Here is a 22,363-nt window from a genome sequence, read left to right as displayed (position 1 = left end):
TGCAGTTGATTAGGCAAGGCAGATTATTAAAATAATTTATTTTTTATAAGATTTTGCTATGTATTGATTAAATATCTTATCGTTTTCTTACTTTTAAGTCTTTTTAATACTATTAAATCTATCTATGTAGTTTTTATAATTTAAACTCACTAATTAGCTCAATATTTCTTAGAATATTACAAATTTATTAGCAAAATAATTTAACCTAATTTCCTTAATTTTGCTATGAAAAAGCCTGAATGTGTGTTGCTTGGCTTTATGCGATAAGTTTTAGCAAGTCTAATATCGCTATATTTTTCATCATAATTACTTAGTCCTTGCAAATATTCGCAAGGCAAATCAATTTCTAAAAGTTCTATATTAAATTTAGAATTAAGCGCATTATAAATCACTGCTTCGTTTTCATAAAAATTATGCGTGCAAGTGCTATAAACTAGCTCCCCACCAACCTGTAAAGCTGTTAGGGCAGAGTTTAAAAGCTTTTTTTGAGTAGTGGCGATTTGCTTTATTTCTTTTTGACTTTTTGTGATAGAAAAATCGTGTATAAATGTGCTACACGGAGCATCAAGCAATATTTTGCTAAATCGCTCGGGCGTTTTACGACCTATCAAAACGCCATCGTGATTATAGGTTTTTGCCTTTACGCCGTAGTTTGCTAGGATTGTTTTAAGCTTATGAAATCTTTTGCTATTTAGCTCATTTGAGCTTAGATTTTCACAATTGTCGCTAAAATTAGCTAGATTTATACTCTTACCCCCTGGAGCAGCACACATATCCAAAATAATATCGCTTGAGCTAACATTTAAAGCCTTAGCGCATAAATAGCTTGAATAATCTTGTATATAAATACCGCCATTTATTGCTAAATCGTGAGTTGAAATTCTTATTTTAAATTCTTGATTAAAAATATAAAAATTATTATCTATTTTTGTAGGTTCGTAAGTGCTAAATGCACTTAAAAACTCTTCTTCATCGCATTTGATAGAGTTTATAAATACTCCGAAATACTCCAAATCAATTGGCTTTTTAAAGCCATAAATCTCGTTAAAATGCTCGGTATGATTAAATATCATTAATATCCTTGTTCATTTAATACTTTATAATTATTACAACCATCTTGATGTCCTAATTCACAAGCTTTTTTAAAATAATCTTTAGCTTGTTTTTCATCTTGTTTTACGCTTTGTCCGTTGTAATACAAAATCCCCAAATTAAAACAACCTCTATCATCATTACCATTACAACCTTTGGTATAAAATTCTTTTGCTTTAGAATAATCTTGCTTTACTCCTAATCCTTCATAATATAAAAACCCTAAATTAGTGCAACTTGGAATATTTCCACCATCACAAGCTTTGATAAAAAGCTCTCTTGCTTTAGAATAATCTTGTTTTACACCTTGTCCGTTTTCATACAAAATCCCCAAATTAAAACAACCCATAGTTTTCCCACCATCACAAGCTTTGATAAAAAGCTCTCTTGCTTTAGAATAATCTTGTTTTACACCTTTTCCGTTTTTATATAAAATTCCTAAGTTAGTACAACCATTAACATCCCCACCATCACACATTTTATGCCATAATTCTTGTGCTTTTACATAATCTTGTTTGCCATAATATTCTAATCCTAATTTAAAACAAGCTTGAAAATCTCCATTATTACACTTACTCTCAAGCTCATTTGCACCTAAAATACCAGCACCTAAAAGCACTAAACATAATAATTTTTTCATTTTACTTCCTTAAAATTTCTTATTATTAATATCCTTGTTTGTTTAATATTTTATAATTATTACAACCATCTTGATTACCTAAATCACAAGCTTTTTTCAAGTATTCTTTTGCTTTTTTTCATCTTGTCTTACACCTTGTCCGTTATCGTATAAAATCCCTAAGTTAAAACAACTGCCAGCATATCCATCATTACAAGCTTTAGCATAATACTCTCTTGCTTTTGCGTAATCTTGTGCTACACCTTGTCCATTGTAATATAAAAACCCTAAGTTGTGACAACCCTTAGCATTTCTACCATTACAAGCTTTAAGCCATAAATCTTTTGCTTTTATATAATCTTGACTTTCAGTATATTCTATTCCCAAATTCACACAAGCATTTAAATTGCCATTATTACACTTACTCTCAAGCTCATTTGCACCTAAAATACCAGCACCTAAAAGCACTAAAAATAATAATTTTTTCATTTTACTTCCTGATTGAAGATTTCTTCTTCATTTATTTCTAATTCTTCGCAGTACTCAGGACTATAACGACAAACATCGGCTAAATATTTTTTTGCTAAATTCAAATCTTGTTTTACCCTATCGCCATTTTTATACATCAAAAACAAACGCTCGCAGCTTGGGAAATATCCATTATCGCAGGTTTTTTTATAAATCTTAATTGCTTCTTCATAATCTTTTATTTTTTTCATATTCGTATATTAATTCCTCACATTGATATGGTCTGTCATATTCGCAAGCTTTTTTATAATATTCAATCGCTTTTTTATGATCTTGTCTAACCCAAAAACCTGTAGAATACTTATTACCTAAACTTTTGCAAGCATTCGCTACTCTATTGTCACAAGCTATTTTATAAAACTGCATAGATTTTTTAATATCTCGCTTTATACCACGAGCTTGTTCATAAAAAAAACCTAAATAATCACAGCTTGAAAAATACCCACCATCGCATGCTTTTGTGCGTAGTTTAAAGGCTTTTTTATATTTTTTATGATCTTCATACTGCCCAGCTAGTTCGTAGCAACTTTCTAAATCATTTTGAGCGCATAATTTTTCATATTTTAGCGTATTTAAAAGATAGCAAGATGGGTGATCTTTTTTATCACATTTACTTTTTAGTTCGGCTTCATTAAGTTTAAAGCAGGTTTTATAATCTATATTTAAGCATTCGTTATTGTTTTCATTTGCAACTAAAATACTTATACTAAAAAATACCAAAGATAATAATTTTTTCATATTTTATCCTACATATTTATTTTATAATTTCTTGTTGGTTTAACATTTCTAGTTTATCACAAGTTACGCCGCCTTTATATCGGCATGTAAGACTATAATATTTTTTTGCCATATTTATATCCTGCTCTATATTTTCGCCGTTTTCATACATTATTCCTAAGCGTAAGCAGGCATTATTATTTTTAGCATCACAAGAAATTTCATAAGCCTTAATAGCATTTTTGAAATCATCTATTTTTTCATATTGCCAAGCTAATTTTTCACATCTTCCTTTATTATACTCGCAAGCTTTTTTATAATATTCAATCGCTTTTTTATGATTTTGCATAAGCCAAAAACCTTCAGAATATATATAACCTATGCTTTCACATGCTAAATATTCCTTGTTATCACAAGCTATTTTATAAAAATGTATCGCCTTAGCAATATCTCGCTTTACCCCACGAGCATGTTCATAAAAAAAGCCTAAAAAATCACAACTTTGAAAATATCCACCATTACACGCCTTTGTATGCAATTCTATAGCTTTTTTAAATTTCCAATCACTCTCATATTCGTTAGCTAGTTTATGACAAGATTCATAATCGTTTTTGTTGCAATTGTTATCTAACTCAATTAGTGTTAATAAAAAACAAGCATGATAATCTTTATTGTCACATTTACTTTCTAAATTCTTATCATTTATCTCGTAGCAAGTTTTATAATTCATATTTAAACATTCTTTATTGGTTTTATTTGCAAATAAACTCATACCTACAAGCACTAAAAATAATAATTTTTTCATTTTATTTCCTTAAAATTTCTTATTATTAATATCCTTGCTCGTTTAATTTTCTATACCAATAACAACTATTCTGACCGCCTAAATCACAAGCTTTGCCAAAATATTCCTTAGCCTTTGTTTTATCTTGTTTTACACCTTTGCCTTTATAATACAAACTGCCTAAATTAAAACAACCATTAGGTAACCCATCTTCACAGGCTTTAGTAAAAAGCTCTTTTGCCTTAATAGGATCTTGTTTTACTCCATACCCACTGCTATATAAAACACCTAAATTATAACAACCAACACTTTCTCCACCATCACAAGATTTAGTATAAAATTCGCTTGCCTTTAAATAATCTTCGCTTGTTCTAATCACCCCTTTGCTATATAACAATCCTAAACCATAACAGCCTTCAGTAAATTCATCATTACAAGCTTTAGTATAAAGCTCTTTTGCTTTATCATTATCTTGCTTTACACCATTTCCGTTAGCATATAAATTTCCTAAATTAACACAGCCAACAATACTTCCCGCATCACAAGCTTTGGTAAATAACTCTTTTGCTTTTATATAATCTTGTCTTATTCCAAACCCTTCACTATATAACAACCCTAGATCAGAGCAAGTCGTAGCATCTTCATTACAAGCCTTAGTAAAATATTCTTTTGCTTTAGCATAATCTTGATTTATAAAAAAGTAAAATTCACCCAAGCTAAGGCAACTAAGAATTTGTCCGTTATCACAAGCCTTGGTAAAATATTCTTTTGATTTAGTATAATCTTGATTTTTAGCATATTCTACTCCTAAATTAAAACAAGCTTCAAAATCCCCTTGATTGCACTGACTTTCAAGTTCATTTGCACTTAAAATACCAGCACTTAAAAGTGCTAAACATAATAATTTTTTCACTTTACTTCCTTTAAATTTATCATTGTTATTTATCAAAACCCTTGCTCATCTAATATTTCATAATGACTACAGCCGTTGTGTTCGCCTAAATCACAAGCTTTTCTTAAGTATTCTTTAGCTTTTCTTTTATCTTCTCTAACGCCTTGCCCGTTATTATATAAAGCCCCCAAATTATAACAACCCATAGCATCGTTACCATCACAACCTTTAGCATAAAGTTCTATTGCTTTTGCATAATCTTGTTTTGCTCCAAATCCATTTGCATACACAACCCCTAAATTAGAGCAACCACTAGCGTTTTCACCATCGCAAGCTTTAGTAAAATATTCTTTTGCTTTTATGTAATCTTTTTTTACTCCAAATCCATTTGCATATAAAATTCCTAAATTAAAGCAACCCGTAGCATTTCCGTTATTGCAAGCTTTGGCATAAAACTCTCTTGCTTTAAAATAATCTTGCTTTATTCCAAGTCCTTTTTCGTATAAAAACCCTAAATTAGAGCAACCCATAGTATCCCCATTATCACAAGCTTTAGTATAAAACTCTCTTGCTTTTGTATAATTTTGTTTTACTCCAAATTCATTCGCATAAACAACCCCTAAATTATTGCAACCCGTAGCATTTCCGTTATCACAAGCCTTAGTAAAATATTCTTTTGCTTTAGTATAATCTTGATTTTTAGCATATTCTACTCCTAAATCTGAACAAGCTTCCAAATCGCCCTTATTACACTGACTCTCAAGCTCATTTGCACCTAAAACACTTGCACCTAAAAGTGCTAAACATAATAATTTTTTCACTTTACTTCCTTTAATGTCATTGCTTGTTTATTTTTTTATACAGCAAACAACTAGTATGTTCTCCATAATCACAAGCTTTTTTAATTAATTCAATAGACTTTTTAATATCATTTTCATATAAACTTGATAAAGCTAAACAGCTTTCTCCGTCTTTATTGTCACAAGCTTTAGTCCATAATTCTTTTGTTTTTTCAATATCTTTTGCAACGCCAATTCCAGAATAATATATAAAGCCTAAAAATCCACAAGCACCAAAATCTTGTAGTTCGCAACTTTTAGTATAAAATTCTCTCGCCTTATTTAAATCTTGTTTTATGCCATCTCCTTCAAAATACATAGAACCTAAATTTGTGCAAGCAAAAGTATGTCCACCATCACAAGCTTTTGTGTAAAACTCACTTGCTTTTTTTAAATCTTGTTTTACTCCATTTCCTTGTTCGTAAGATAATCCTATATTAAAACAAGAAGAAGCATCTTTACCTTTACAAGCCTTAATCCATAATTTATTTGCTTTTTTAAAATCCTGCTCTACATCTTCGCCACTTGCATATAAATATCCAAGAGCATCACAAGCTTTATAATCGTTTTTATTGCAAGCTTTTTCTAATTCCTTAATATCAACTGCACCTAAAACACTTGCACCTAAAAGTGCTAAACATAATAATTTTTTCACCTTACTTCCTTTAAATTTCTAATTTAATTTTTCAATTCTCAATACTTTGACAAGCTCTTTCATCACCTAAATCACAAGCTTTTTTTAAATATTCTTTAGCTTTTTTATCCTTATATAAAAATGATAAAAAATAACACCCAACAGCATAATTATGATTACAAGATTTGGTATAGAATTTAATAGCTTTTTTCTTGTTTTGTTGCGTTCCAATCCCATAAGCATTCATAAAACCTACTGCATAACAAGCTTCATATAAGTTATTTTCACAAGCTTTAGTATAAAGATTTATGGCTTTAGTATAATTTTGCTTAGTTCCTATTCCACTCTCATATAAAAACCCTAAATCATAACAAGCTTGCATATTTTTATTCTTACAAGCTTTAGACCATAAATTATAAACTTGTTTTAAATCATTTGCGTATTCAATTGGCTCTTTTGTAAAATCAATATTTTTAAAAATCTCAAATCCTAAGTCATAATCATTTGCTAACAAAACTTTAAATATAAGCAAACAAATGAGCTTTTTCAATTTAAATTCCTAAATAATCCTTAAGCAATAAAAATGCTGCAATGCTATCTTGTTTGCCATCTTTTTTTTTGCTACTAATAATTTTTGCTGCTTGCTTGCTTGTAAAACTTTCATCGTGATAGACTATATTGCTAAATTCAATTAGTTTTGAAAAATGCTCCACTCTTCTTCTCATCTCATCTTCAGCACTACCACCCATTGGAATGCCTATTACAATTTTAGTGATTTTGTGCTTTTTGATTAGTTCTTTTACTTCTGTGGCTGCTTGGTTGCGATTTATTCTAATTATTGCAGGTTGTGGCATAGGAATTTTCATTATGCTAATTGCAACGCCAATTCGTTTAAGTCCTAAATCAAGTGCAAGTATATTTTCCATTAAACACTCCTAACTAAAACTCCATCAATTATTATTTTTCCATCAAGCTCATAATCATATACTAATTCGCCGTATCGCTCTAAGGCTTCATCAAGATTTGCTCCGTTTTTACAAAATTCTAAAAACTCATCGTAGTTTTGAGTGTAGCATTTTTGAACGCTGAAGTATTCTTGCATTTGTGCTATAAAAACATCAATATCATAAATTATTTTTGCCTTATAGTTTGCGATTAGCTCGTTTGTGCCATCACTTTCTCCTATTCTTTGGGCTAACACATAAATATCTTTTCCATATTCTAGGGCGTGTTTTGCTGAATTTAATGAACCGCTTTTAAGGTCTGCTTGGGTGATGATTAAAATATCTCCAAGAGCTACCACAAGGCGATTTCTAGCTAAAAAATCGTGTTTTAATGGGATATGATTTGGCTCGTTTTCGCTTAGTGCTAGGGCGTTTTCATATATTTGTTTTATTATGTATTCGTTTGATTTCGGATAGATTTTATTAAGCCCATTTGCAAAAATTCCTATATGATAAGGCAGACTTGCTTTTGCACTTTCAATATCTACTCCAATTGCTCCACCACTTACTACGCAAATACCTATTTGGCTTAGTTTTTGTGCTAGTTTAAAGGTTAGATTTTTTGTATAAACGCTCATTTTTCTAGAGCCTACTATACTTATTTTAGGCATTTTTAAAAGTTCTAAATTGCCTTTATAATAAATCTTATTAGGCGGGTTTTTAAGAGTATTAAACTCATTTATAATCGTTGTATATATCATCTATATAAACTAGCTCAACTTTAGAAAAGTCATATTCGCTAATTGCTTTTAGGCTATTTTTGTGTGGGTGTGCTATGGCTATTGCTCTTTTGTGTTTTAGGGCAAATTCCACTGCTTCATCTAGCTTTTTGCGAATATCATTTAAATCTTGTGAATTATCTAAAAATACATTTCTGTGGATATAAAATTGATTAAATTCTTTTGCAATTGTAGGTGCTTTTGTGTTAGCACTAGTCCTTGAATCAACGAAAATCAAATCATATTTTTTCAATGCTTTAAATAAATTTCTCATAGCGTTTTCATCTTCGCTAAATAATGAGCCTGTATGATTGTTTAGATATTTTAGATTTGGAAAAGCGATTTTGATATTTTTAATCCTATTTTCAATCGCTTGATAACTATCACTTGGAGTAAGGGTTAGCGGCTCTTCTTTATTAAACTTTAAAGCCCTTAAAGGAAGGTGTATCATAAAAGATTTAAATTCTTTTGAATATTTATTAGTGTCTGGGTGATTGTTTGTGTTAGGAAAAAAGCTCGGAGTGATTTTTTTACCATTTTTAATAATTTTTTTGATTTCTTCGCTTTGTTCTTTTGTCGCAACATCATCAATAATAATTGCTAATTTTGCCTTAATATTAGTAGCACTTGCTAAAGCACCAAAGGCTGAAGTTTCTTTAGTATCAAAACAAGTTACGCTAGTTACCTTACAATTATCATCATTTTTTTCTAAATCCATATTAGCAAATATATCACTAAAATTTTGATTTAAATTCTTTTCCTTATCAATGCTTTTTTCATTTTTATAATTATTTATAGCATTTACTATTGTTTGCGGTTTTGGTTTTTGAATTTCTTTTTGAGTTTTTATCTCTTTAGTTTCGCTAATTTGCTCTTTGCTTTCGTATATATTTAAATATACTAAAAGCCCTATGCCAAATAATAATAAAAATAAAAAAATTATTTTAAGAGTTTTAGCAAAGCTAGAATTAGCTTTGCTTTTTTGCTTTTTTTTAGCCATTAATTTTTATCTTGTTGAACTAATTTGCTTTTTTCAATCCAAGGCATCATTTTGCGTAATTTAACGCCAGTTTGTTCTAAAAGGCTGTTTTTAGTAATATTGCGTCTTGCATTCATTTTTGGATAATTTGCACGGCTTTCTAAGATGAAATCTTTTGCAAATGTGCCATCTTGAATATCTTTTAATACTTTTTTCATAGCTTTTTTGCTATCTTCGTTTATAACTTTTTCGCCTGTAATATAATCGCCGTATTCAGCTGTATTTGAAATAGAATATCTCATATCAGCAATTCCGCCTTGATACATTAAATCAACGATTAATTTCATTTCGTGTAAGCACTCAAAATATGCCATTTCAGGCTCATATCCAGCTTCTACAAGTGTATTAAATCCTGCTTCAATAAGTGCAGTTAAACCTCCACAAAGCACTGCTTGTTCGCCGAAAAGGTCTGTTTCTGTTTCGTCTTTAAATGTAGTTTCAATTATAGCTGTGCGTCCGCCACCAATTGCACTTGCATAGCTTAGTGCTAGAGCTTTTGCATTACCGCTTTCATCTTGAGCAACTGCTATTAAATCAGGAACACCGCCACCAATTACGAATTCATTTCTTACCGTATGACCTGGTGCTTTAGGTGCTATCATTATAATATCTACTCCTTTTGGAGCTACAATTTGTCCGTAATGAACATTAAATCCGTGAGCAAATGCTATAGCTTTTCCTTCGCTTAAGTTTGGTTTAATTTCGCTATTAAAAATTTGAGCTTGAAACTCATCAGGAGTTAAAATCATAATAACATCAGCTTTTTTAGTCGCATCAGCTACGCTTAAAACTTCAAAACCTTTAGCACGAGCTTTATTAGCCGAGCTTCCTTCTCTTAGACCAATTATAACTTTTACACCACTATCTCTTAAGTTTTCAGCGTGAGCGTGTCCTTGTGAGCCAAAACCAATAATCGCAACTATTTTGCTTTTAATTAAACCTAAATCGCAATCACGATCATAATAAACATTTACTGCCATATTTTTCCTTTTTCTTTTGATTTAATTAAGCAAATTATAACTATTTTAGTTACAATCTAATAAAAAAATATCAAATTTTATTTACTTAAAAGGTTTATTATGCAAGATTTTATTAGTAAAAGAATAAAAAGCCTACCTCCGCTTAATGAAAGCACTTTAGAAATTCAAAGAATTTGTAATGACGAAAACTCATCTTTAAAAGATTTAGCGAAAATAGTTGAAAAAGACCCAATGCTAACTGCAAATATTTTAAAATCAGCAAATTCGCCTTTATACGGATTTTCAAGAGAAATTAGTAGTGTTGATAGGGCTGTTAATTTGTTTGGAATGACAACTATTAAAGGATTTGCTTTAAATGCAGCTGTTAAAAACTCTTTTAAAATTAATTTAAGTGCTTACAATATGAATGAAGCAATGTTTGCAAAAATCTCAACTATGCAAAATTCATTAGCAATTAATTGGCTTAATAGAAGTGCAGACAATACTAAAAAAGTCGTAATTCCAGCATCGTTTTTACTAGAAATTGGCAAGATAATTATATCTTCTGAATTAGTTGAAACAAATAAAGCAGAAGAATTTAAAAATGGATTAAGTGATTTAAGAAATATTAAAGAATTAAGTGATTATGAAAAGCAGTTTTTAGGAATGAGTAGCGAAGAAGTAACTTCTATGATATTTGATAAATGGAATCTTGAAGTTGATATGATTGATGCGATTTTTTATAGTGTAAATCCAGAAAATGCAAGTAATGATATAAAAAAGAATGCGATTGCATTAAATATAGTTTCAAATCTTATTAATATTTTTGGATTTTTTAATGAAGAAATGATGGTTCAATGTGTATTAGACGCTAAAAATAATGGCTTATTAGGAGATAAATTAATAGACGCTATTAAAGTAGTAGAACAAGATGCTTGAGTTTTTAGAAAACATTAGGCAAGGTTTTAATAAGCTTAATGCTAATTCAAAACAAAAAGAAATAATTAAAGTCTTATTAACAGAAAAAATAGTAAGCGAATACAATAATAAAATCTATTTTAATAATGGATTTTATTATGGCAAAATGGATATAAATTCTAAAGGCGATGGATTTTTACAAGCGTCGTTTTTAGAGCGAGATTTACTCATAAAATCAAAAGACTTACATTCAGCAAGATACGGCGATATTGTAATTGCAAAAAAGATTAAAAAGCAAAAAGGTCGCCCAAGTGCTGCTGTAATACTTGTCTTAAAAAGAGAAGAAGAATTTTCTTTAGTTATTACTCAAATGCTAAAAAATGTAGTATTTGGAAAATGCTTTAAAACAGGACTTTTAAGACAACTTAGTGTATCTCAAAAATCATTAAAAGCCTTACCTGTTGGCACTATTTTAAAGATTGATAATGCAAGTTCAAATGTAGTAGAAGTGCTAGGGCATATTAGTGATGAAAAAGTAGATGAAAAAATCTCTATGGCTTTATTTAATAAAACCGAAGAATTTGATAAAGCGTGTTTAGATGAAGCAAATGCTTATAGTGGTAGTGTTGATGCTAGTTTTTATCCTGATAGACTTGATTTAAGGCATTTGCCATTTTGCACGATAGACCCAATTCATGCAAAAGATTTTGATGATGCTATTTATTTTGATGAAAAAAATCAGATTTTATATGTAGCAATTGCTGATGTAAGCGAATATGTAAGGGCTTTTAGTGCTTTAGATAACGAAGCTTTAAAGCGTGGATTTAGTATATATTTTCCACATAAAAGCATTCCTATGTTACCAAGAGTTTTAAGTGAAGGAATTTGTTCTTTAAACCCAAATGAAGACAGGCTTTGCTTTGGTTTTAAAATATATTTTGAAGGTGCAAAAGTAATAAAAGAAGAAATTTATGAAGGCATAATTAATTCAAAAAGAAGATTTAATTACGATGAAGTAGATGAGTATTTAGACAAAAAAACTGATTTAAAAGAATGCAATTATTTATATTCTTTAAATGAGCTTACAAAAAAAATAAGAAATGCTAGATTAAATAAAGGTTTTAATTTTTTAACAGAAGAGCTAAGAATGGAGATTGATAGCGACTGGCAAATTACTAAGACCTATTACGAGCAATCAACAAGGTCTCATCAATTGATTGAGGATTGTATGCTACTTGCTAATAAAGCAGCGGCTAAAATGTGCCCTGATTTAGCTATTTTTAGAAATCATCAAAGCCCAAATTACAATAAAATCGCTGCTATGTATGAAGAATTGCAATTATTAGGACTTGATTTTAGTGGTGGAGAAAATATCTATGAAAATATCAAAAATATTCAGAGCTTAGCAGATGAATTAAATATCCGTGCTGAAGTAGATAAAATCATCATTCGTTCATTTAAAAAAGCTGAATATGGACATGAAAATAAAGGGCATTTTGCATTAGGATTTGAAAGGTATTCGCATTTTACAAGTCCTATTAGAAGATATTCGGATTTGATTTTGCATAGATTATTAAAAGCTCTTATGAAAAATCAAGATAAGCTATTTACATACCTTAGCACGAACCTTGAGAATAAATGTTTTGAAGTTAGTAATCTTGAAAGAGAAGCTGATAAGGTGGCAATGGATTTTTGTGATAGGGTTTATGCAAGATATTTTCATAAAAATATTGGCAAAAGATTTTATGTAAAAATCACTAAAAACGAAGATATTACAATAGGTGTTTTAGATGATGAGTTTAAAGGTGCAAGGATATTTATTGCAAATCCTAATGTAACTTTATTTTCTAGAGTTTTAGTTGAGATTTATGAAGTAGATTTAATAAGCGCTAAGGTTTTTGCTAGGATAGTTAAAGATGTATGAAGCAGAATTTAACAAAATAAAAAACAATCTCCCTAATGCTTTTATGCTTTATGGGGCGTGTAGATTAAGTATATTTATAAACTTAGAAATTATAAAAAGTCTGAAAAAATACGATGAAAGGCTGATTTTAAGAGATAGCGATTATAAATTAAATAAAGCTGTTGATTTTTTAAGTGAGAGTTCGTTATTTGCTAGTTCTAAGCAATTGATTTTGGAATTTGAAAAAGGAATTTCAAGTAAGGATTTAAAAGAAATTCTAAAACATATTAATAGTGAAAATCAATTAATATTAGCTATTTATGATGGAAAAGCTTTAAAAGATTTAGAATTAAGTATTAATAATAATTTTGTTAGATTTTTTGAGAAAAAGACTAGCTTTGAGCAAATTGCTTTATTAAAAGAAATTACTAATTTTTATAAAATAAATGCTAGTGAAGAAGCCTTGCAATATCTTCAAAAAAATTATGAATTTGATATATTTAAAGCAGGTTGTGAGCTTTTAAAATATAAAAATCAAACACTAGATTTAAGCACTATTAAAGAGCATTTAGAAAGCGATAATGCTTTAGGGTTTGATGATTTTTTGAGTAATTTTTTAAAGACAAAAGAGCCAAATGAATATATTTATAAAATCTTAGAAAATGAAGATGAAATCGCTTTAATCAATAAACTTTATTCAAGTTTAATAAGACTTTTTACAATAAGTGCAAATCTAAAAACAAATGGTAGAATTGATTATAAAATAGCCTTTGGTTACACTCCACCAAGACAAGTTTGCGTAGAATTAGAAAATCAAGCGAGAAAATTATCTAATTTTTACGAAGAAATTTTTGCAATTTTATTAAACGCTGAATATGAATTAAAACTAAATAACAATAATTCTTCAAAAGAAATAGCATATTCAAATCTTTTAAAAATATATTTTTTAATAAACTCATAAAATATTAAGATTAAACTGCTAAAATCAAGCCTTGCTTTATGCAAAATTCCTTGCTTAGTAAATCTAGGCTTAATATCCAAAAGGAGAATCATGAGACATTATGAGGTTTTATTCATCGCAAAGCCAACGCTAACTGATGAAGAATTAAAAGCAAGAGTTGAGTTTGTTAAAGAAACTCTAGTAAAAAATGGTGCTGAAATTGCAAATACTATTGAAATGGGTACTAGAAAATTAGCTTACCAAATTGATAAATATGAGCGTGGCGTATATTATGTAATATATTTTAAAGCTCCAGGTTCATTAATTAAAGAACTTGAGCGTGTTTTAAAAATCACTGAAGATGTAATTAGATTTTTAATCGTTAAATACGAAAACAGACGCGAAATCGCTGCGTGGGAAATACTTTCTCAAGGCAAAAGATTAGGTAAAAAAGAAAGCAAAAAAGAAACTAAGGCTGAAACTCCAGCAGAATAAAGGATAAGATATGAATAAGGTTATTCTAATAGGTCGTTTGGTAAGAGATGTAGAAATAAAAACTATTAGTACAACAGGTAGTGCGGTAGTAAATAATGCAATGGCTGTTAGTAGATATAGAAGCTCAAACACAGGCGAAAGAATAGAAGAAACTTTATTTATAGATGTAGTGTTTTATGCTAGATTAGCAGAAATTGTAGGGCAATATTTAAGAAAAGGTTCAAAACTAATGGTTGAAGGCTATTTACAACAACAAACTTGGGTAGATACAGCAACCAATCAAAATCGTTCAAAAATTCAACTTGTAGTTGAAAATATGGAAATGTTAGACAACAAACCTGATGAAATGCAAAATAATAATGCTCCTAGAAACAATTATCAAGCAAATAATAACTACAATAGACCTACTCAAAATAATTATCAACAAAATAATTATGCAAGAGAAGAGCAGAATTATCAAAGACAAAATAATTTTGCTGAAGAAAGAAATAATTATAATTATAACTCGGCAGATGATGCAGAGATACCATTTTAAAGGATAAATTATGGCAGAAAAAAGAAAGTATTCAAGAAAATATTGCAAATTTACAGAAGCAAAAGTTGATTTTATTGATTATAAAGATACAGCATTATTAAAACACGCATTATCAGAGCGTTTTAAAATAATGCCAAGAAGATTAACAGGAACAAGCAAAAAACACCAAGAAATGGTTGAGCTAGCTATTAAAAGAGCAAGAGCAGTTGCTTTAATTCCTTATGTATGCGACCGCAAAAACGTAGTTACAAATCCGTTTGAAGGTCTATAATTCTTAGGCTAGATTTTCTAGCCTAATTCTTTTATCATATACAAAAATCAAAATAAATATAGCCAAAGTAATAAACAACTCACTTAAAGCATTTATCACACCTTCACTGCTTGCAAAATAACTATGTGCAAATTCTATAAAATAATGAAGTATCAAAGGCATTGATAATAAAAATAAATAAATACTTCTAAGCCTTATATAAATTGAAATTATAAGTAAAATCAAAAAAGAAACTAAAATATAAAAAATATCTATGAGCTCATAAAGAAGTAGCGAGCAAGTAAGATATAAAATAATGCTAAAAAAATAATATAAATTATCTTTAGCAATTATAAATAATAATATAGATATAAACACAAATGCCGTTAAACAAATAAAGAAAAGCTCGTTAGATTGGCTAATAAAACTTAAGGCACAAAATATGCAAAATATAAATATAAACGCATAAAATAAAGCCTTGAAAAAATCTTCTAATTCACAAGCAAGATTAATTTTATCTTTATCAATTAATAAGCTAAATAAAACCACTATAAAAGATGGGATAAATATCACAAAAGAAATAATCTGAAGTCCTGCAAAAGGAATTAATAAAAATATATCATCATATACTGCTTTTTCATTTATAAATACACGAAACATTTTAGTAATATTATCAGGTTTTATAAGCAAGTATAAAGCAAAAAATAAATAATAATAAATATTTAATTTTTTAGTAGAAAAAGAAAAAGCTATGAAAGATTTTTCATTTGATTTAATCTCACTTATTAGCCAGCTTAAAAATATTTTCATATTTTATTCTTTAATTCCTATTAAAATATCACTCGCTTTTATTAAAACATTTACATTATCACTTATATTTAAATCCATCTTATTTGCACTATCATTGGTTATGCTAGCTGTAATTAAAATTCCATTACAATTAATTTCTATTATGCTATATACCGAACCATTTTTTATACTTACGATTTTGCCATTTAGTTCATTTGCACTACTTAAACGAGTAGCACATTCGTTTTTGCTAACAATTACAGAATTTGCTTTAAATACTGCTATAGCATTATCATTTATTTTTAGATTTAAATCATCTACACTTTCTGTAGTTATTAAAGATTTGATTGTTTTATTGTTTTCTAATTTTGCAGTAACTAATGAAATAATAGGCGAACTTTCAACTTTAGTTATTTGTATTTTTAATATATTTCTTGCACTTAACATAATCTTCCTTTAAATTCATAAATTTCATCTAATAATAAAATAAAACCTATATTAAAAATTAAATGTATAATAGTTAAAAATCATAAAAAGGATATGAATGGGACTAAAAAGTGATGCTTGGATAAAAGAAATGGCATTAAAACACGAAATGATAACTCCATTTTGTGAAGAGAATGTAGGTAAAAATGTGGTTAGCTATGGACTTTCTAGTTATGGGTATGATATTCGTGTTGGGCGTGAGTTTAAAATATTTACAAATGTAAATAGCACTATGATTGACCCTAAGGATTTTAATGATAAAAATGTAGTTGATTTCGTAGGTGATGAGTGTATTGTTCCTGCGAATTCATTTGCACTTGCAAGAACGGTTGAATATTTTAAAATGCCAAGAGATGTATTAGCAATTTGTCTTGGTAAAAGCACTTATGCAAGATGTGGAATTATTGTAAATGTTACACCTTTTGAGCCTGGATTTTGCGGTCATATTACAATAGAAATTAGCAACACCACTCCACTACCTGCAAAAATATATGCAAATGAAGGTATAGCTCAAGTGTTATTTTTACAAGGTGATGAGCCTTGCATTACTTCTTATGCTGATAAAAAAGGTAAATATCAAAATCAAACAGGCATAACTCTTCCAAAAGTTTTAAAGTAATTTATCTTTAAGAATTTGAAAGTGATTTTTCAAATTCTTAAGTTTTATTATTATTCCAAATAATATTTGCATTCTAAAATTATTCTTAGCAAGCACCTTAATCTAAGGCAAATTAAATATTCAATAAAATATTTTATGAATAAAAATTATTTACTATTTAGTGCAATAATTTTATAATTTTTAACAAGTTTTAAAAATTAATTTTATTTTAAGGAGATTTATGAAAAAGATTTTTTTAAGCTGTGCTTTAGCGGCTTCAGTATTTGCTGCAGAGCAATTTAGCGGTAAAATTATTAATCTTTACACTTCAGTAGATGCGAAAAAAGCAGAAGGAAAACTACTTCCAACTAATGCTTTTGAGATAGTAAAAGACGGCGATTTAGCTGAACTTAAAATTAAAGGATATTACAATCCTAATCAAGGTAATATTTTATATTTTAATGACAAAAATAGAATTTTAGTAGCAGCATTTGGTAAAAATGCTAAAGTAGATTTTAAAGTTGAAAAAGAATTAAAAAATGGTTTTAAATTAGCTAGCATTAAAGTATTTGCTAAAAAAGATGAGCTAGTGGATTTAGAAAAATCAGCAAAACCACTTTTTGAAAAAGGTAAAGCTATGTTTGAAGAAAATTGTGGCATTTGTCATCCACTTCATCCTGTTAGTGAATTTAATGCAAATCAATGGCCAGCTACATTTAAGGCAATGGAAACAAGAACAGGAATTGATAAAGCTGATAGACAATTAGTGGTGCAATATCTACAAAAACACGCAAAAGATATGAAATAAAGGAGACATTATGCTAAATAGAAGAAGTTTTTTAAAAGGTTCAGCTGCAGTTGGTGCTATGAGTTTTGCACCTATAAATGTATTAGGAGCTGAAAGTAAAGCAGTTGTTAGTGGCTTAGTAAAAAATGGCGAAGTTGTAACGGGTGCACATTGGGGTATTTTAAAACTTACTATAAAAGATGGTAAGGTAGTAAAAAGTGAGCCATTTGATGCAAATCAAACTAAGAATTTAAAAAATGATTTACAACACTACACACCTGATTTAGTATATGCTAATCGTGTTAAATATCCTTATGTTAGAAAAAGTTTCTTAGAAAATCCATTAGATAATAAACCTGAACTTCGTGGTAAAGATGAGTGGGTTAGGGTAAGCTGGGATAAAGCTTTAAAATTAGTTGCAGAAAGTTTAAAAAGAACTTATGATGAAAAAGGAGCTAATGGGATTTTTGCAGGTAGCTATGGCTGGAAATCAAGCGGAAATGTGCATAATTCAAGAATATTACTTCATAGATTTATGAACTTAACGGGCGGATTTGTAGGCTCATTAGGAGATTACTCAACTGGTGCATCACAAGTTATTATGCCTCATGTTGTTGGCTCTATTGAAGTTTATGAGCAACAAACTAACTTAGACTTAGTATTAGAAAATACAAAAGTTATAGTTATTTGGGGTGCAAATCCTATTGATACTTTAAAAATTGCTTGGACTGTAACTGATGGCGAAGGTCGTGCATATATGGAAAAAATAAAAGAAAGCAAAATAAAAGTAATTTGCATAGACCCAAGAGCTAGTTCAACTGTTAAATTCTTTGAAGGTAAAGGCGAGTGGTTAGCTCCACGCCCAAATACTGATGTGGCAATGATGATGGGTATGGCTACATATTTAATTGATAATAAGCTTTATGATGCTGAATTTATGGAGAATTACACAATAGGATTTGATAAATTTAGTGATTATTTAATGGGTAAAACTGATGGCGTTAAAAAAGATAGCAAATGGGCTGAAAATATTTGCGGAATTAAAGCAAGTGTAATTGAGAATTTAGCTAAGGAATTAAGAGAAAATCTAAGTTTAGTAATGAGTGGTTGGGGTATGCAAAGAGCTCATCACGGAGAGCAACCTCATTGGATGCTTGTAACTTTATGTGCAATGCTAGGTCATATTGGTAAAGATGGTGGCGGATTTGGTTTAAGCTATCATTATTCAAATGGTGGTGTTGCTACAACTAATGCTCCAATAGTAGGTGGAATTAACGCTAGTATGAATGGTCTTTGGGATAAAGGTGTATTTAAGGGCGTTAAACAAGGAACATTTGATAAAAATGGTAAATTTATACCTGGAAATAGTGGTGCAGGTGAAAATCTACCTGAGTGGTTATCAAAGACAAGTGATAATGAAATTCCTGTAGCAAGAATTGCTGATATGCTATTAAACCCAGGTAAAACAATAGACCACAATGGCAAAAAAATTACTTATAGTGATATAGATTTTGTTTATTGGGTAGGTGGTAACCCATTCGTTCATCATCAAGATTTAAAAACTCTAAAAAAAGCTTGGCAAAAGCTAAAAACCGTTGTAGTAAATGAGATTTACTGGACTCCAACTGCTAGAATGGCTGATATATTATTACCTACAACTAGCCAATATGAAAGAAATGATATTTCTATGAGTGGGGATTATTCTAATATGCATATAGTTCCTATGAAAGCTGCTGTTATGCCAGTTGAAGAGAGTAAAGATGATATGCAAATCTTTGTTGAACTTGCTAAAGTTTATGGAACTCTTTGTGCGATTAGCAAGGGTGCAAGTGAAAAAGATGCAGCAATGTTAGCTACAAAATTAGTAAATGCTTATACAGAAAATCAAACTCCAGAGCAAATGATAGAAAAATACTATAACGCTGCTAAGAAAAGCACAAGCGTAGAAATGCCTGAATTTAAAGAGTTTTGGGAAAACAATAAAGCATTGAAATTTGAAGCTTCTCAAGATGCTTATGAGTTCGTTAGATTTAAAGACTTCGTAGAAGACCCTATCTTAAATCCATTAGGAACTCCGAGTGGTTTAATTGAGATTTATAGTGAAACTATTGAAAAAATGAACTATAAAGATTGTAAAGCTCATCCTATGTGGTTTGAACCAATTGAATGGCTTGGTATGAAAGAAAAGAGCGCAGAATTTCATATGATTAGCCCGCATCCAACGAGCCGCTTACATTCACAACTATGCCACACAAGTTTAAGAGAAACTTATGCAGTAAATGGACACGAGCCTATTTTAATCAATAGCGAAGATGCTAAGGCTAAAGGTATTAAAAATGGAGATTTAGTTGAGGTTTTCAATGCTCGTGGTAAAGTTATTGCAGGAGCAGTTGTAAGCAATGATGTATTAAAAGGCGTAGTAGTGTTACAAGAAGGTGGCTGGTATGACCCTGATGATAATAATGATTGCAAATACGGATGTGCGAATGTGCTAACAATAGATATTCCAACAAGCGAACTTGCAAACGGAAATATCTCTCATACAGCTTTAGTAAATATCAAAAAATTTGAAGGCGAAAAACCTGAAATCGTAGTATTCACTGAACCTGTAAAAGCATAATATTAGGGGCATTTGCCCCTAGAATTTAATTTTAATTATTCATTATTTTTTCAAAATCAAAAAACCATTCTAATTCTTCAATATCATTAAATTTATCGGATAAATTTGATAATTTAACTATTTTAAAACCACATTTATTAACATAAAAATGGATATTTCTTATTTCAAAATAAGGTGTGGTTGTAGTCCAAACTTTAGTTTTAGGAAAAGTTTTTTCCACCATTTGCCAAGTTTTAAAACCATAGCCTTTATTATGAAATTCTTCAAGTATATAAAATAAATCAAGATTATTTGTTGGGTATTTTTATCTATTAAAAGGCATACTCCACCTATTTTTACACCATTGTCATATACATAAAAATTTTTAGCATTTTTATTTTCTAAAAATTTGAAAATCTCATCGATGGTGATTACATTTTCATCAGTTTTATCTATAAGACTTATTTGAAAAGTATTTTGCACATCTTTTGCGAAATTAAAAAACTCATCACTAGAAATTTCTATTAATTTCATAATCTTCCCTTGATTTAGATTGAAATTATTTAATTAGCTTGTTGAAAAGTTTTTATAGTGATTAACCACTCGGTATGTAATTGTTATCTTGATGGCTATATTTAATCTAATAATTACAGCATAAAAATTCACTCAAGATTTGTCATTCTTTTTAGTGGTGTTGCTAAGCAAGTGGGTTGATTAGTATTTTTTATAAAGAAGTCTGTGCGATAAATATGAGATAAATTTTTTATATTACTAAGTTTTAAATTCCTTAAAATTAATAATTACAATTTAAATTTGAATATTAAAAACTCATATTATTTAATTAGCCTATGAAAGCATAGTTAAGGGGATTTTCCCCTTTTTAATAATTATTTAATTTAACACAACCCTCTTTTGAGCCGAACGAACACGCAAGATTATATAGTTGTTTTATTTTGTCTAAGTTTTCTTTAGAATTTGAGTTTTTAGCTAATTCATCAGCGACTTTAATACAAGAATTTGCATCTTTATCTTTTATACATTTTGCTTGATTGCTTATTAAATCAGGGTTTGATAAAAGCTCCATAGGGTTTAAATTACTTAATTTAAAATCATTACAAGCACTAAAAACTAATGCAACTAAAATAGCAAGGGTTTTTTTCATTATATCTCCTTATTTGTAATTAGATAATAATTATACCCCCCCCCTAAGTTAATGTATGATAAATATTTTTAGAAAACTGATTTATTAAAAAATACAAATTCTATTATCGTTTTTCTTTATAACTCTAGCAAAGGCGTAGGCATTTATATTTGCATTTTGTAAAATATCTAAAGCTTTTTGAGTATCTTTTTCGCTAATGCTAAGGATTAATCCACCGCTTGTTTCTGGAGAATACAAAAGTAAATCATCTTCAATAAATGATTTTACAAGTCCTTTTAAACTATTTTTGTTTGTATAACTAGCTGCTCCAAAAAGCCCTAAATTAGCGTAATTTAAAGTATTTTTATAATACTTTATCGCATCAGAATTGATTTCAATTGATATTTTATCATTTAGCATTTCGCTCAAATGCCCAATAAGTCCAAAGCCTGTAATATCAGTGCAAGCATTGATTTTTATGCCATTTAAAAGTTCTAAAGCTTTATTATTTAGACTTTTCATACCATTTATACATTCGCTAAAATCATCGTCTAAATTAGCCTTAATAGCCATAGCATTAAGACTTGTTCCTAGTGGTTTTGTAGCTATTAAAACATCATTTTCTAAGGACTTATTATTGCTTAAAAAACTATCTTTTTTAACATAACCAGTAACGCTAAGCCCTAAAAATACTTCACTAGAATTTAAAGTATGCCCACCAGCACAAAATCCACCCGCTAAATTAATAGTATCATTAAGCCCTGCTATCATTTGTTTTAAAATATCTTGAGATAAGCATTCGCTAAATGCAACTATATTCATAGCACTCATAACCTTCGCACCCATTGCAAAAATATCGCTTAATGAATTTGCTGCAGCAATTACAGCGTAATCATAAGCATCATTTACGATTGGGGTAATAAAATCAAGTGTTTGAACTAAGGCAAAATCTTCTAAATTAGTAGAAATTACCTTAGGATAATCAATAACACAAGCATCTTCATTACTAGTAGTTGAGCTTAATACAAATTCGCTAGGTTTAATATTAGCTAATGCGTTGTGTAAGTCAGCCTGACTTAGCTTAGCTCCTCAACCT

At 29.3% G+C, this 22,363-nt stretch carries 28 protein-coding genes and 1 pseudogene; 9 read left to right on the top strand and 20 right to left on the bottom strand.

What is annotated here, in order from left to right:
- Window positions 1-200 precede the first annotated feature (200 nt).
- The 14 genes from KJQ97_RS00755 to ilvC all read right to left on the bottom strand — a co-directional run bounded on the left by KJQ97_RS00755 (window position 201) and on the right by ilvC (window position 9,847).
- Complete coding sequence (locus KJQ97_RS00755) at window positions 201-1,073, bottom strand: RsmB/NOP family class I SAM-dependent RNA methyltransferase (RefSeq protein WP_214119626.1); 873 nt, start codon at window positions 1,071-1,073, stop codon at window positions 201-203.
- Window positions 1,073-1,732 (bottom strand): tetratricopeptide repeat protein, encoded by a 660-nt coding sequence (locus tag KJQ97_RS00750; protein WP_214119624.1) that lies wholly within the window; start codon window positions 1,730-1,732, stop codon window positions 1,073-1,075. The genes KJQ97_RS00755 and KJQ97_RS00750 overlap by 1 nt, the downstream gene beginning before the upstream one ends.
- 96 nt (window positions 1,733-1,828) lie before the next feature.
- On the bottom strand, window positions 1,829-2,200 hold the full coding sequence (locus tag KJQ97_RS00740; RefSeq protein WP_250325828.1) for a tetratricopeptide repeat protein: 372 nt from the start codon (window positions 2,198-2,200) through the stop codon (window positions 1,829-1,831).
- Entirely contained in the window at window positions 2,197-2,430 is a 234-nt protein-coding gene (locus KJQ97_RS00735) for a hypothetical protein (protein WP_214119622.1), read from the bottom strand. Before KJQ97_RS00735 ends, KJQ97_RS00740 begins: the two co-directional genes overlap by 4 nt.
- Entirely contained in the window at window positions 2,408-2,977 is a 570-nt protein-coding gene (locus KJQ97_RS00730) for a tetratricopeptide repeat protein (RefSeq protein ID WP_214119620.1), read from the bottom strand. Before KJQ97_RS00730 ends, KJQ97_RS00735 begins: the two co-directional genes overlap by 23 nt.
- Before the next feature lie 16 nt (window positions 2,978-2,993).
- Entirely contained in the window at window positions 2,994-3,761 is a 768-nt protein-coding gene (locus KJQ97_RS00725) for a tetratricopeptide repeat protein (protein ID WP_214119618.1), read from the bottom strand.
- A 25-nt stretch (window positions 3,762-3,786) separates the two neighbouring features.
- Entirely contained in the window at window positions 3,787-4,653 is an 867-nt protein-coding gene (locus tag KJQ97_RS00720; protein WP_214119616.1) for a tetratricopeptide repeat protein, read from the bottom strand.
- Between the two features lie 32 nt (window positions 4,654-4,685).
- The gene (locus KJQ97_RS00715; protein WP_214119614.1) at window positions 4,686-5,453 is read right to left on the bottom strand and encodes a tetratricopeptide repeat protein; all 768 of its coding nucleotides are present in this window, start codon (window positions 5,451-5,453) and stop codon (window positions 4,686-4,688) included.
- Between the two features lie 16 nt (window positions 5,454-5,469).
- A complete protein-coding gene (locus KJQ97_RS09890; protein ID WP_214119612.1) occupies window positions 5,470-6,126 on the bottom strand; it encodes a tetratricopeptide repeat protein in 657 nt (218 codons plus the stop codon).
- Between the two features lie 31 nt (window positions 6,127-6,157).
- Complete coding sequence (locus KJQ97_RS00705) at window positions 6,158-6,655, bottom strand: tetratricopeptide repeat protein (RefSeq protein WP_214119610.1); 498 nt, start codon at window positions 6,653-6,655, stop codon at window positions 6,158-6,160.
- Window position 6,656: 1 nt separating this feature from the next.
- Complete coding sequence (gene ruvX / locus KJQ97_RS00700; protein ID WP_214119608.1) at window positions 6,657-7,031, bottom strand: Holliday junction resolvase RuvX; 375 nt, start codon at window positions 7,029-7,031, stop codon at window positions 6,657-6,659.
- Window positions 7,031-7,810 carry a DNA-processing protein DprA gene (locus KJQ97_RS00695; protein ID WP_214119606.1) on the bottom strand — a complete coding sequence of 260 codons (780 nt, stop codon included), beginning with the start codon at window positions 7,808-7,810 and terminating at the stop codon, window positions 7,031-7,033. The genes ruvX and KJQ97_RS00695 overlap by 1 nt, the downstream gene beginning before the upstream one ends.
- The gene (locus KJQ97_RS00690; RefSeq protein WP_214119605.1) at window positions 7,785-8,828 is read right to left on the bottom strand and encodes a divergent polysaccharide deacetylase family protein; all 1,044 of its coding nucleotides are present in this window, start codon (window positions 8,826-8,828) and stop codon (window positions 7,785-7,787) included. The genes KJQ97_RS00695 and KJQ97_RS00690 overlap by 26 nt, the downstream gene beginning before the upstream one ends.
- Complete coding sequence (ilvC, locus tag KJQ97_RS00685; RefSeq protein ID WP_214116355.1) at window positions 8,828-9,847, bottom strand: ketol-acid reductoisomerase; 1,020 nt, start codon at window positions 9,845-9,847, stop codon at window positions 8,828-8,830. The genes KJQ97_RS00690 and ilvC overlap by 1 nt, the downstream gene beginning before the upstream one ends.
- A gap of 99 nt (window positions 9,848-9,946) precedes the next feature.
- Here ilvC and KJQ97_RS00680 point away from each other — a divergent pair, with 99 nt between their 5' ends.
- The 6 genes from KJQ97_RS00680 to rpsR all read left to right on the top strand — a co-directional run bounded on the left by KJQ97_RS00680 (window position 9,947) and on the right by rpsR (window position 14,888).
- Window positions 9,947-10,765, top strand: a complete 819-nt coding sequence (locus KJQ97_RS00680; RefSeq protein ID WP_214119603.1) for an HDOD domain-containing protein — start codon at window positions 9,947-9,949, stop codon at window positions 10,763-10,765.
- Window positions 10,758-12,668, top strand: a complete 1,911-nt coding sequence (locus tag KJQ97_RS00675) for an RNB domain-containing ribonuclease (protein WP_214119601.1) — start codon at window positions 10,758-10,760, stop codon at window positions 12,666-12,668. The genes KJQ97_RS00680 and KJQ97_RS00675 overlap by 8 nt, the downstream gene beginning before the upstream one ends.
- Window positions 12,661-13,608, top strand: coding sequence for a hypothetical protein (locus KJQ97_RS00670; protein ID WP_214119599.1), 948 nt, complete (start codon window positions 12,661-12,663; stop codon window positions 13,606-13,608). Before KJQ97_RS00675 ends, KJQ97_RS00670 begins: the two co-directional genes overlap by 8 nt.
- A 90-nt stretch (window positions 13,609-13,698) precedes the next feature.
- Window positions 13,699-14,082, top strand: a complete 384-nt coding sequence (gene rpsF / locus KJQ97_RS00665) for a 30S ribosomal protein S6 (protein ID WP_214116362.1) — start codon at window positions 13,699-13,701, stop codon at window positions 14,080-14,082.
- A gap of 10 nt (window positions 14,083-14,092) precedes the next feature.
- Entirely contained in the window at window positions 14,093-14,617 is a 525-nt protein-coding gene (ssb, locus tag KJQ97_RS00660; RefSeq protein WP_214116364.1) for a single-stranded DNA-binding protein, read from the top strand.
- 10 nt (window positions 14,618-14,627) lie between these two features.
- Entirely contained in the window at window positions 14,628-14,888 is a 261-nt protein-coding gene (gene rpsR, locus KJQ97_RS00655; protein WP_214116366.1) for a 30S ribosomal protein S18, read from the top strand.
- 3 nt (window positions 14,889-14,891) lie between these two features.
- Here the strand turns inward: rpsR and KJQ97_RS00650 are convergent, their stop codons facing one another.
- Complete coding sequence (locus tag KJQ97_RS00650) at window positions 14,892-15,677, bottom strand: hypothetical protein (RefSeq protein WP_214119598.1); 786 nt, start codon at window positions 15,675-15,677, stop codon at window positions 14,892-14,894.
- 3 nt (window positions 15,678-15,680) lie between these two features.
- The gene (locus tag KJQ97_RS00645; protein ID WP_214116375.1) at window positions 15,681-16,103 is read right to left on the bottom strand and encodes a TOBE domain-containing protein; all 423 of its coding nucleotides are present in this window, start codon (window positions 16,101-16,103) and stop codon (window positions 15,681-15,683) included.
- A gap of 97 nt (window positions 16,104-16,200) precedes the next feature.
- On the opposite strand from KJQ97_RS00645, the gene dcd reads away from it, so the two are divergent.
- The 3 genes from dcd to KJQ97_RS00630 all read left to right on the top strand — a co-directional run bounded on the left by dcd (window position 16,201) and on the right by KJQ97_RS00630 (window position 20,147).
- Window positions 16,201-16,761 carry a dCTP deaminase gene (dcd, locus tag KJQ97_RS00640; protein WP_214116378.1) on the top strand — a complete coding sequence of 187 codons (561 nt, stop codon included), beginning with the start codon at window positions 16,201-16,203 and terminating at the stop codon, window positions 16,759-16,761.
- A 220-nt stretch (window positions 16,762-16,981) separates the two neighbouring features.
- A complete protein-coding gene (locus KJQ97_RS00635) occupies window positions 16,982-17,548 on the top strand; it encodes a cytochrome C (RefSeq protein WP_214116380.1) in 567 nt (188 codons plus the stop codon).
- Window positions 17,549-17,558: 10 nt separating this feature from the next.
- Window positions 17,559-20,147, top strand: coding sequence for a molybdopterin-dependent oxidoreductase (locus KJQ97_RS00630; protein WP_214119596.1), 2,589 nt, complete (start codon window positions 17,559-17,561; stop codon window positions 20,145-20,147).
- Between the two features lie 31 nt (window positions 20,148-20,178).
- Here the strand turns inward: KJQ97_RS00630 and KJQ97_RS09940 are convergent, their stop codons facing one another.
- The 4 genes and pseudogenes from KJQ97_RS09940 to selD all read right to left on the bottom strand — a co-directional run.
- The gene (locus KJQ97_RS09940) at window positions 20,179-20,418 is read right to left on the bottom strand and encodes a hypothetical protein (RefSeq protein ID WP_350028214.1); all 240 of its coding nucleotides are present in this window, start codon (window positions 20,416-20,418) and stop codon (window positions 20,179-20,181) included.
- Window positions 20,307-20,660: a hypothetical protein gene (locus tag KJQ97_RS00625; RefSeq protein ID WP_214119594.1), complete on the bottom strand. Its 354-nt coding sequence runs from the start codon at window positions 20,658-20,660 to the stop codon at window positions 20,307-20,309. The genes KJQ97_RS09940 and KJQ97_RS00625 overlap by 112 nt, the downstream gene beginning before the upstream one ends.
- 346 nt (window positions 20,661-21,006) lie before the next feature.
- Window positions 21,007-21,288 (bottom strand): hypothetical protein, encoded by a 282-nt coding sequence (locus KJQ97_RS00620; RefSeq protein ID WP_214119593.1) that lies wholly within the window; start codon window positions 21,286-21,288, stop codon window positions 21,007-21,009.
- 84 nt (window positions 21,289-21,372) lie between these two features.
- Window positions 21,373-22,344 (bottom strand): annotated as a pseudogene (selD, locus tag KJQ97_RS00615) (selenide, water dikinase SelD); the annotation flags it as partial.
- Between the last annotated feature and the right edge of the window lie 19 nt (window positions 22,345-22,363).

It is taken from the genome of Campylobacter sp. 2018MI01 (assembly GCF_018501205.1).
In the GTDB taxonomy this organism is placed as follows: Bacteria; Campylobacterota; Campylobacteria; order Campylobacterales; family Campylobacteraceae; genus Campylobacter_E.
Note: the sequence above shows the minus strand (reverse complement) of the source record. Positions and strands in the feature narration are given on the sequence as shown.

Coding starts and splice junctions, on each gene's coding strand:
- KJQ97_RS00755 (WP_214119626.1), bottom strand. CDS start 1,073: ATGATATTTAATCATACCGAGCATTTTAACGAGATTTATGGCTTTAAA.
- KJQ97_RS00750 (WP_214119624.1), bottom strand. CDS start 1,732: ATGAAAAAATTATTATGTTTAGTGCTTTTAGGTGCTGGTATTTTAGGT.
- KJQ97_RS00740 (WP_250325828.1), bottom strand. CDS start 2,200: ATGAAAAAATTATTATTTTTAGTGCTTTTAGGTGCTGGTATTTTAGGT.
- KJQ97_RS00735 (WP_214119622.1), bottom strand. CDS start 2,430: ATGAAAAAAATAAAAGATTATGAAGAAGCAATTAAGATTTATAAAAAA.
- KJQ97_RS00730 (WP_214119620.1), bottom strand. CDS start 2,977: ATGAAAAAATTATTATCTTTGGTATTTTTTAGTATAAGTATTTTAGTT.
- KJQ97_RS00725 (WP_214119618.1), bottom strand. CDS start 3,761: ATGAAAAAATTATTATTTTTAGTGCTTGTAGGTATGAGTTTATTTGCA.
- ruvX (WP_214119608.1), bottom strand. CDS start 7,031: ATGGAAAATATACTTGCACTTGATTTAGGACTTAAACGAATTGGCGTT.
- KJQ97_RS00695 (WP_214119606.1), bottom strand. CDS start 7,810: ATGATATATACAACGATTATAAATGAGTTTAATACTCTTAAAAACCCG.
- KJQ97_RS00690 (WP_214119605.1), bottom strand. CDS start 8,828: ATGGCTAAAAAAAAGCAAAAAAGCAAAGCTAATTCTAGCTTTGCTAAA.
- ilvC (WP_214116355.1), bottom strand. CDS start 9,847: ATGGCAGTAAATGTTTATTATGATCGTGATTGCGATTTAGGTTTAATT.
- KJQ97_RS00680 (WP_214119603.1), top strand. CDS start 9,947: ATGCAAGATTTTATTAGTAAAAGAATAAAAAGCCTACCTCCGCTTAAT.
- KJQ97_RS00675 (WP_214119601.1), top strand. CDS start 10,758: ATGCTTGAGTTTTTAGAAAACATTAGGCAAGGTTTTAATAAGCTTAAT.
- KJQ97_RS00670 (WP_214119599.1), top strand. CDS start 12,661: ATGTATGAAGCAGAATTTAACAAAATAAAAAACAATCTCCCTAATGCT.
- rpsF (WP_214116362.1), top strand. CDS start 13,699: ATGAGACATTATGAGGTTTTATTCATCGCAAAGCCAACGCTAACTGAT.
- ssb (WP_214116364.1), top strand. CDS start 14,093: ATGAATAAGGTTATTCTAATAGGTCGTTTGGTAAGAGATGTAGAAATA.
- rpsR (WP_214116366.1), top strand. CDS start 14,628: ATGGCAGAAAAAAGAAAGTATTCAAGAAAATATTGCAAATTTACAGAA.
- KJQ97_RS00650 (WP_214119598.1), bottom strand. CDS start 15,677: ATGAAAATATTTTTAAGCTGGCTAATAAGTGAGATTAAATCAAATGAA.
- KJQ97_RS00645 (WP_214116375.1), bottom strand. CDS start 16,103: ATGTTAAGTGCAAGAAATATATTAAAAATACAAATAACTAAAGTTGAA.
- dcd (WP_214116378.1), top strand. CDS start 16,201: ATGGGACTAAAAAGTGATGCTTGGATAAAAGAAATGGCATTAAAACAC.
- KJQ97_RS00635 (WP_214116380.1), top strand. CDS start 16,982: ATGAAAAAGATTTTTTTAAGCTGTGCTTTAGCGGCTTCAGTATTTGCT.
- KJQ97_RS00630 (WP_214119596.1), top strand. CDS start 17,559: ATGCTAAATAGAAGAAGTTTTTTAAAAGGTTCAGCTGCAGTTGGTGCT.
- KJQ97_RS00625 (WP_214119594.1), bottom strand. CDS start 20,660: ATGAAATTAATAGAAATTTCTAGTGATGAGTTTTTTAATTTCGCAAAA.
- KJQ97_RS00620 (WP_214119593.1), bottom strand. CDS start 21,288: ATGAAAAAAACCCTTGCTATTTTAGTTGCATTAGTTTTTAGTGCTTGT.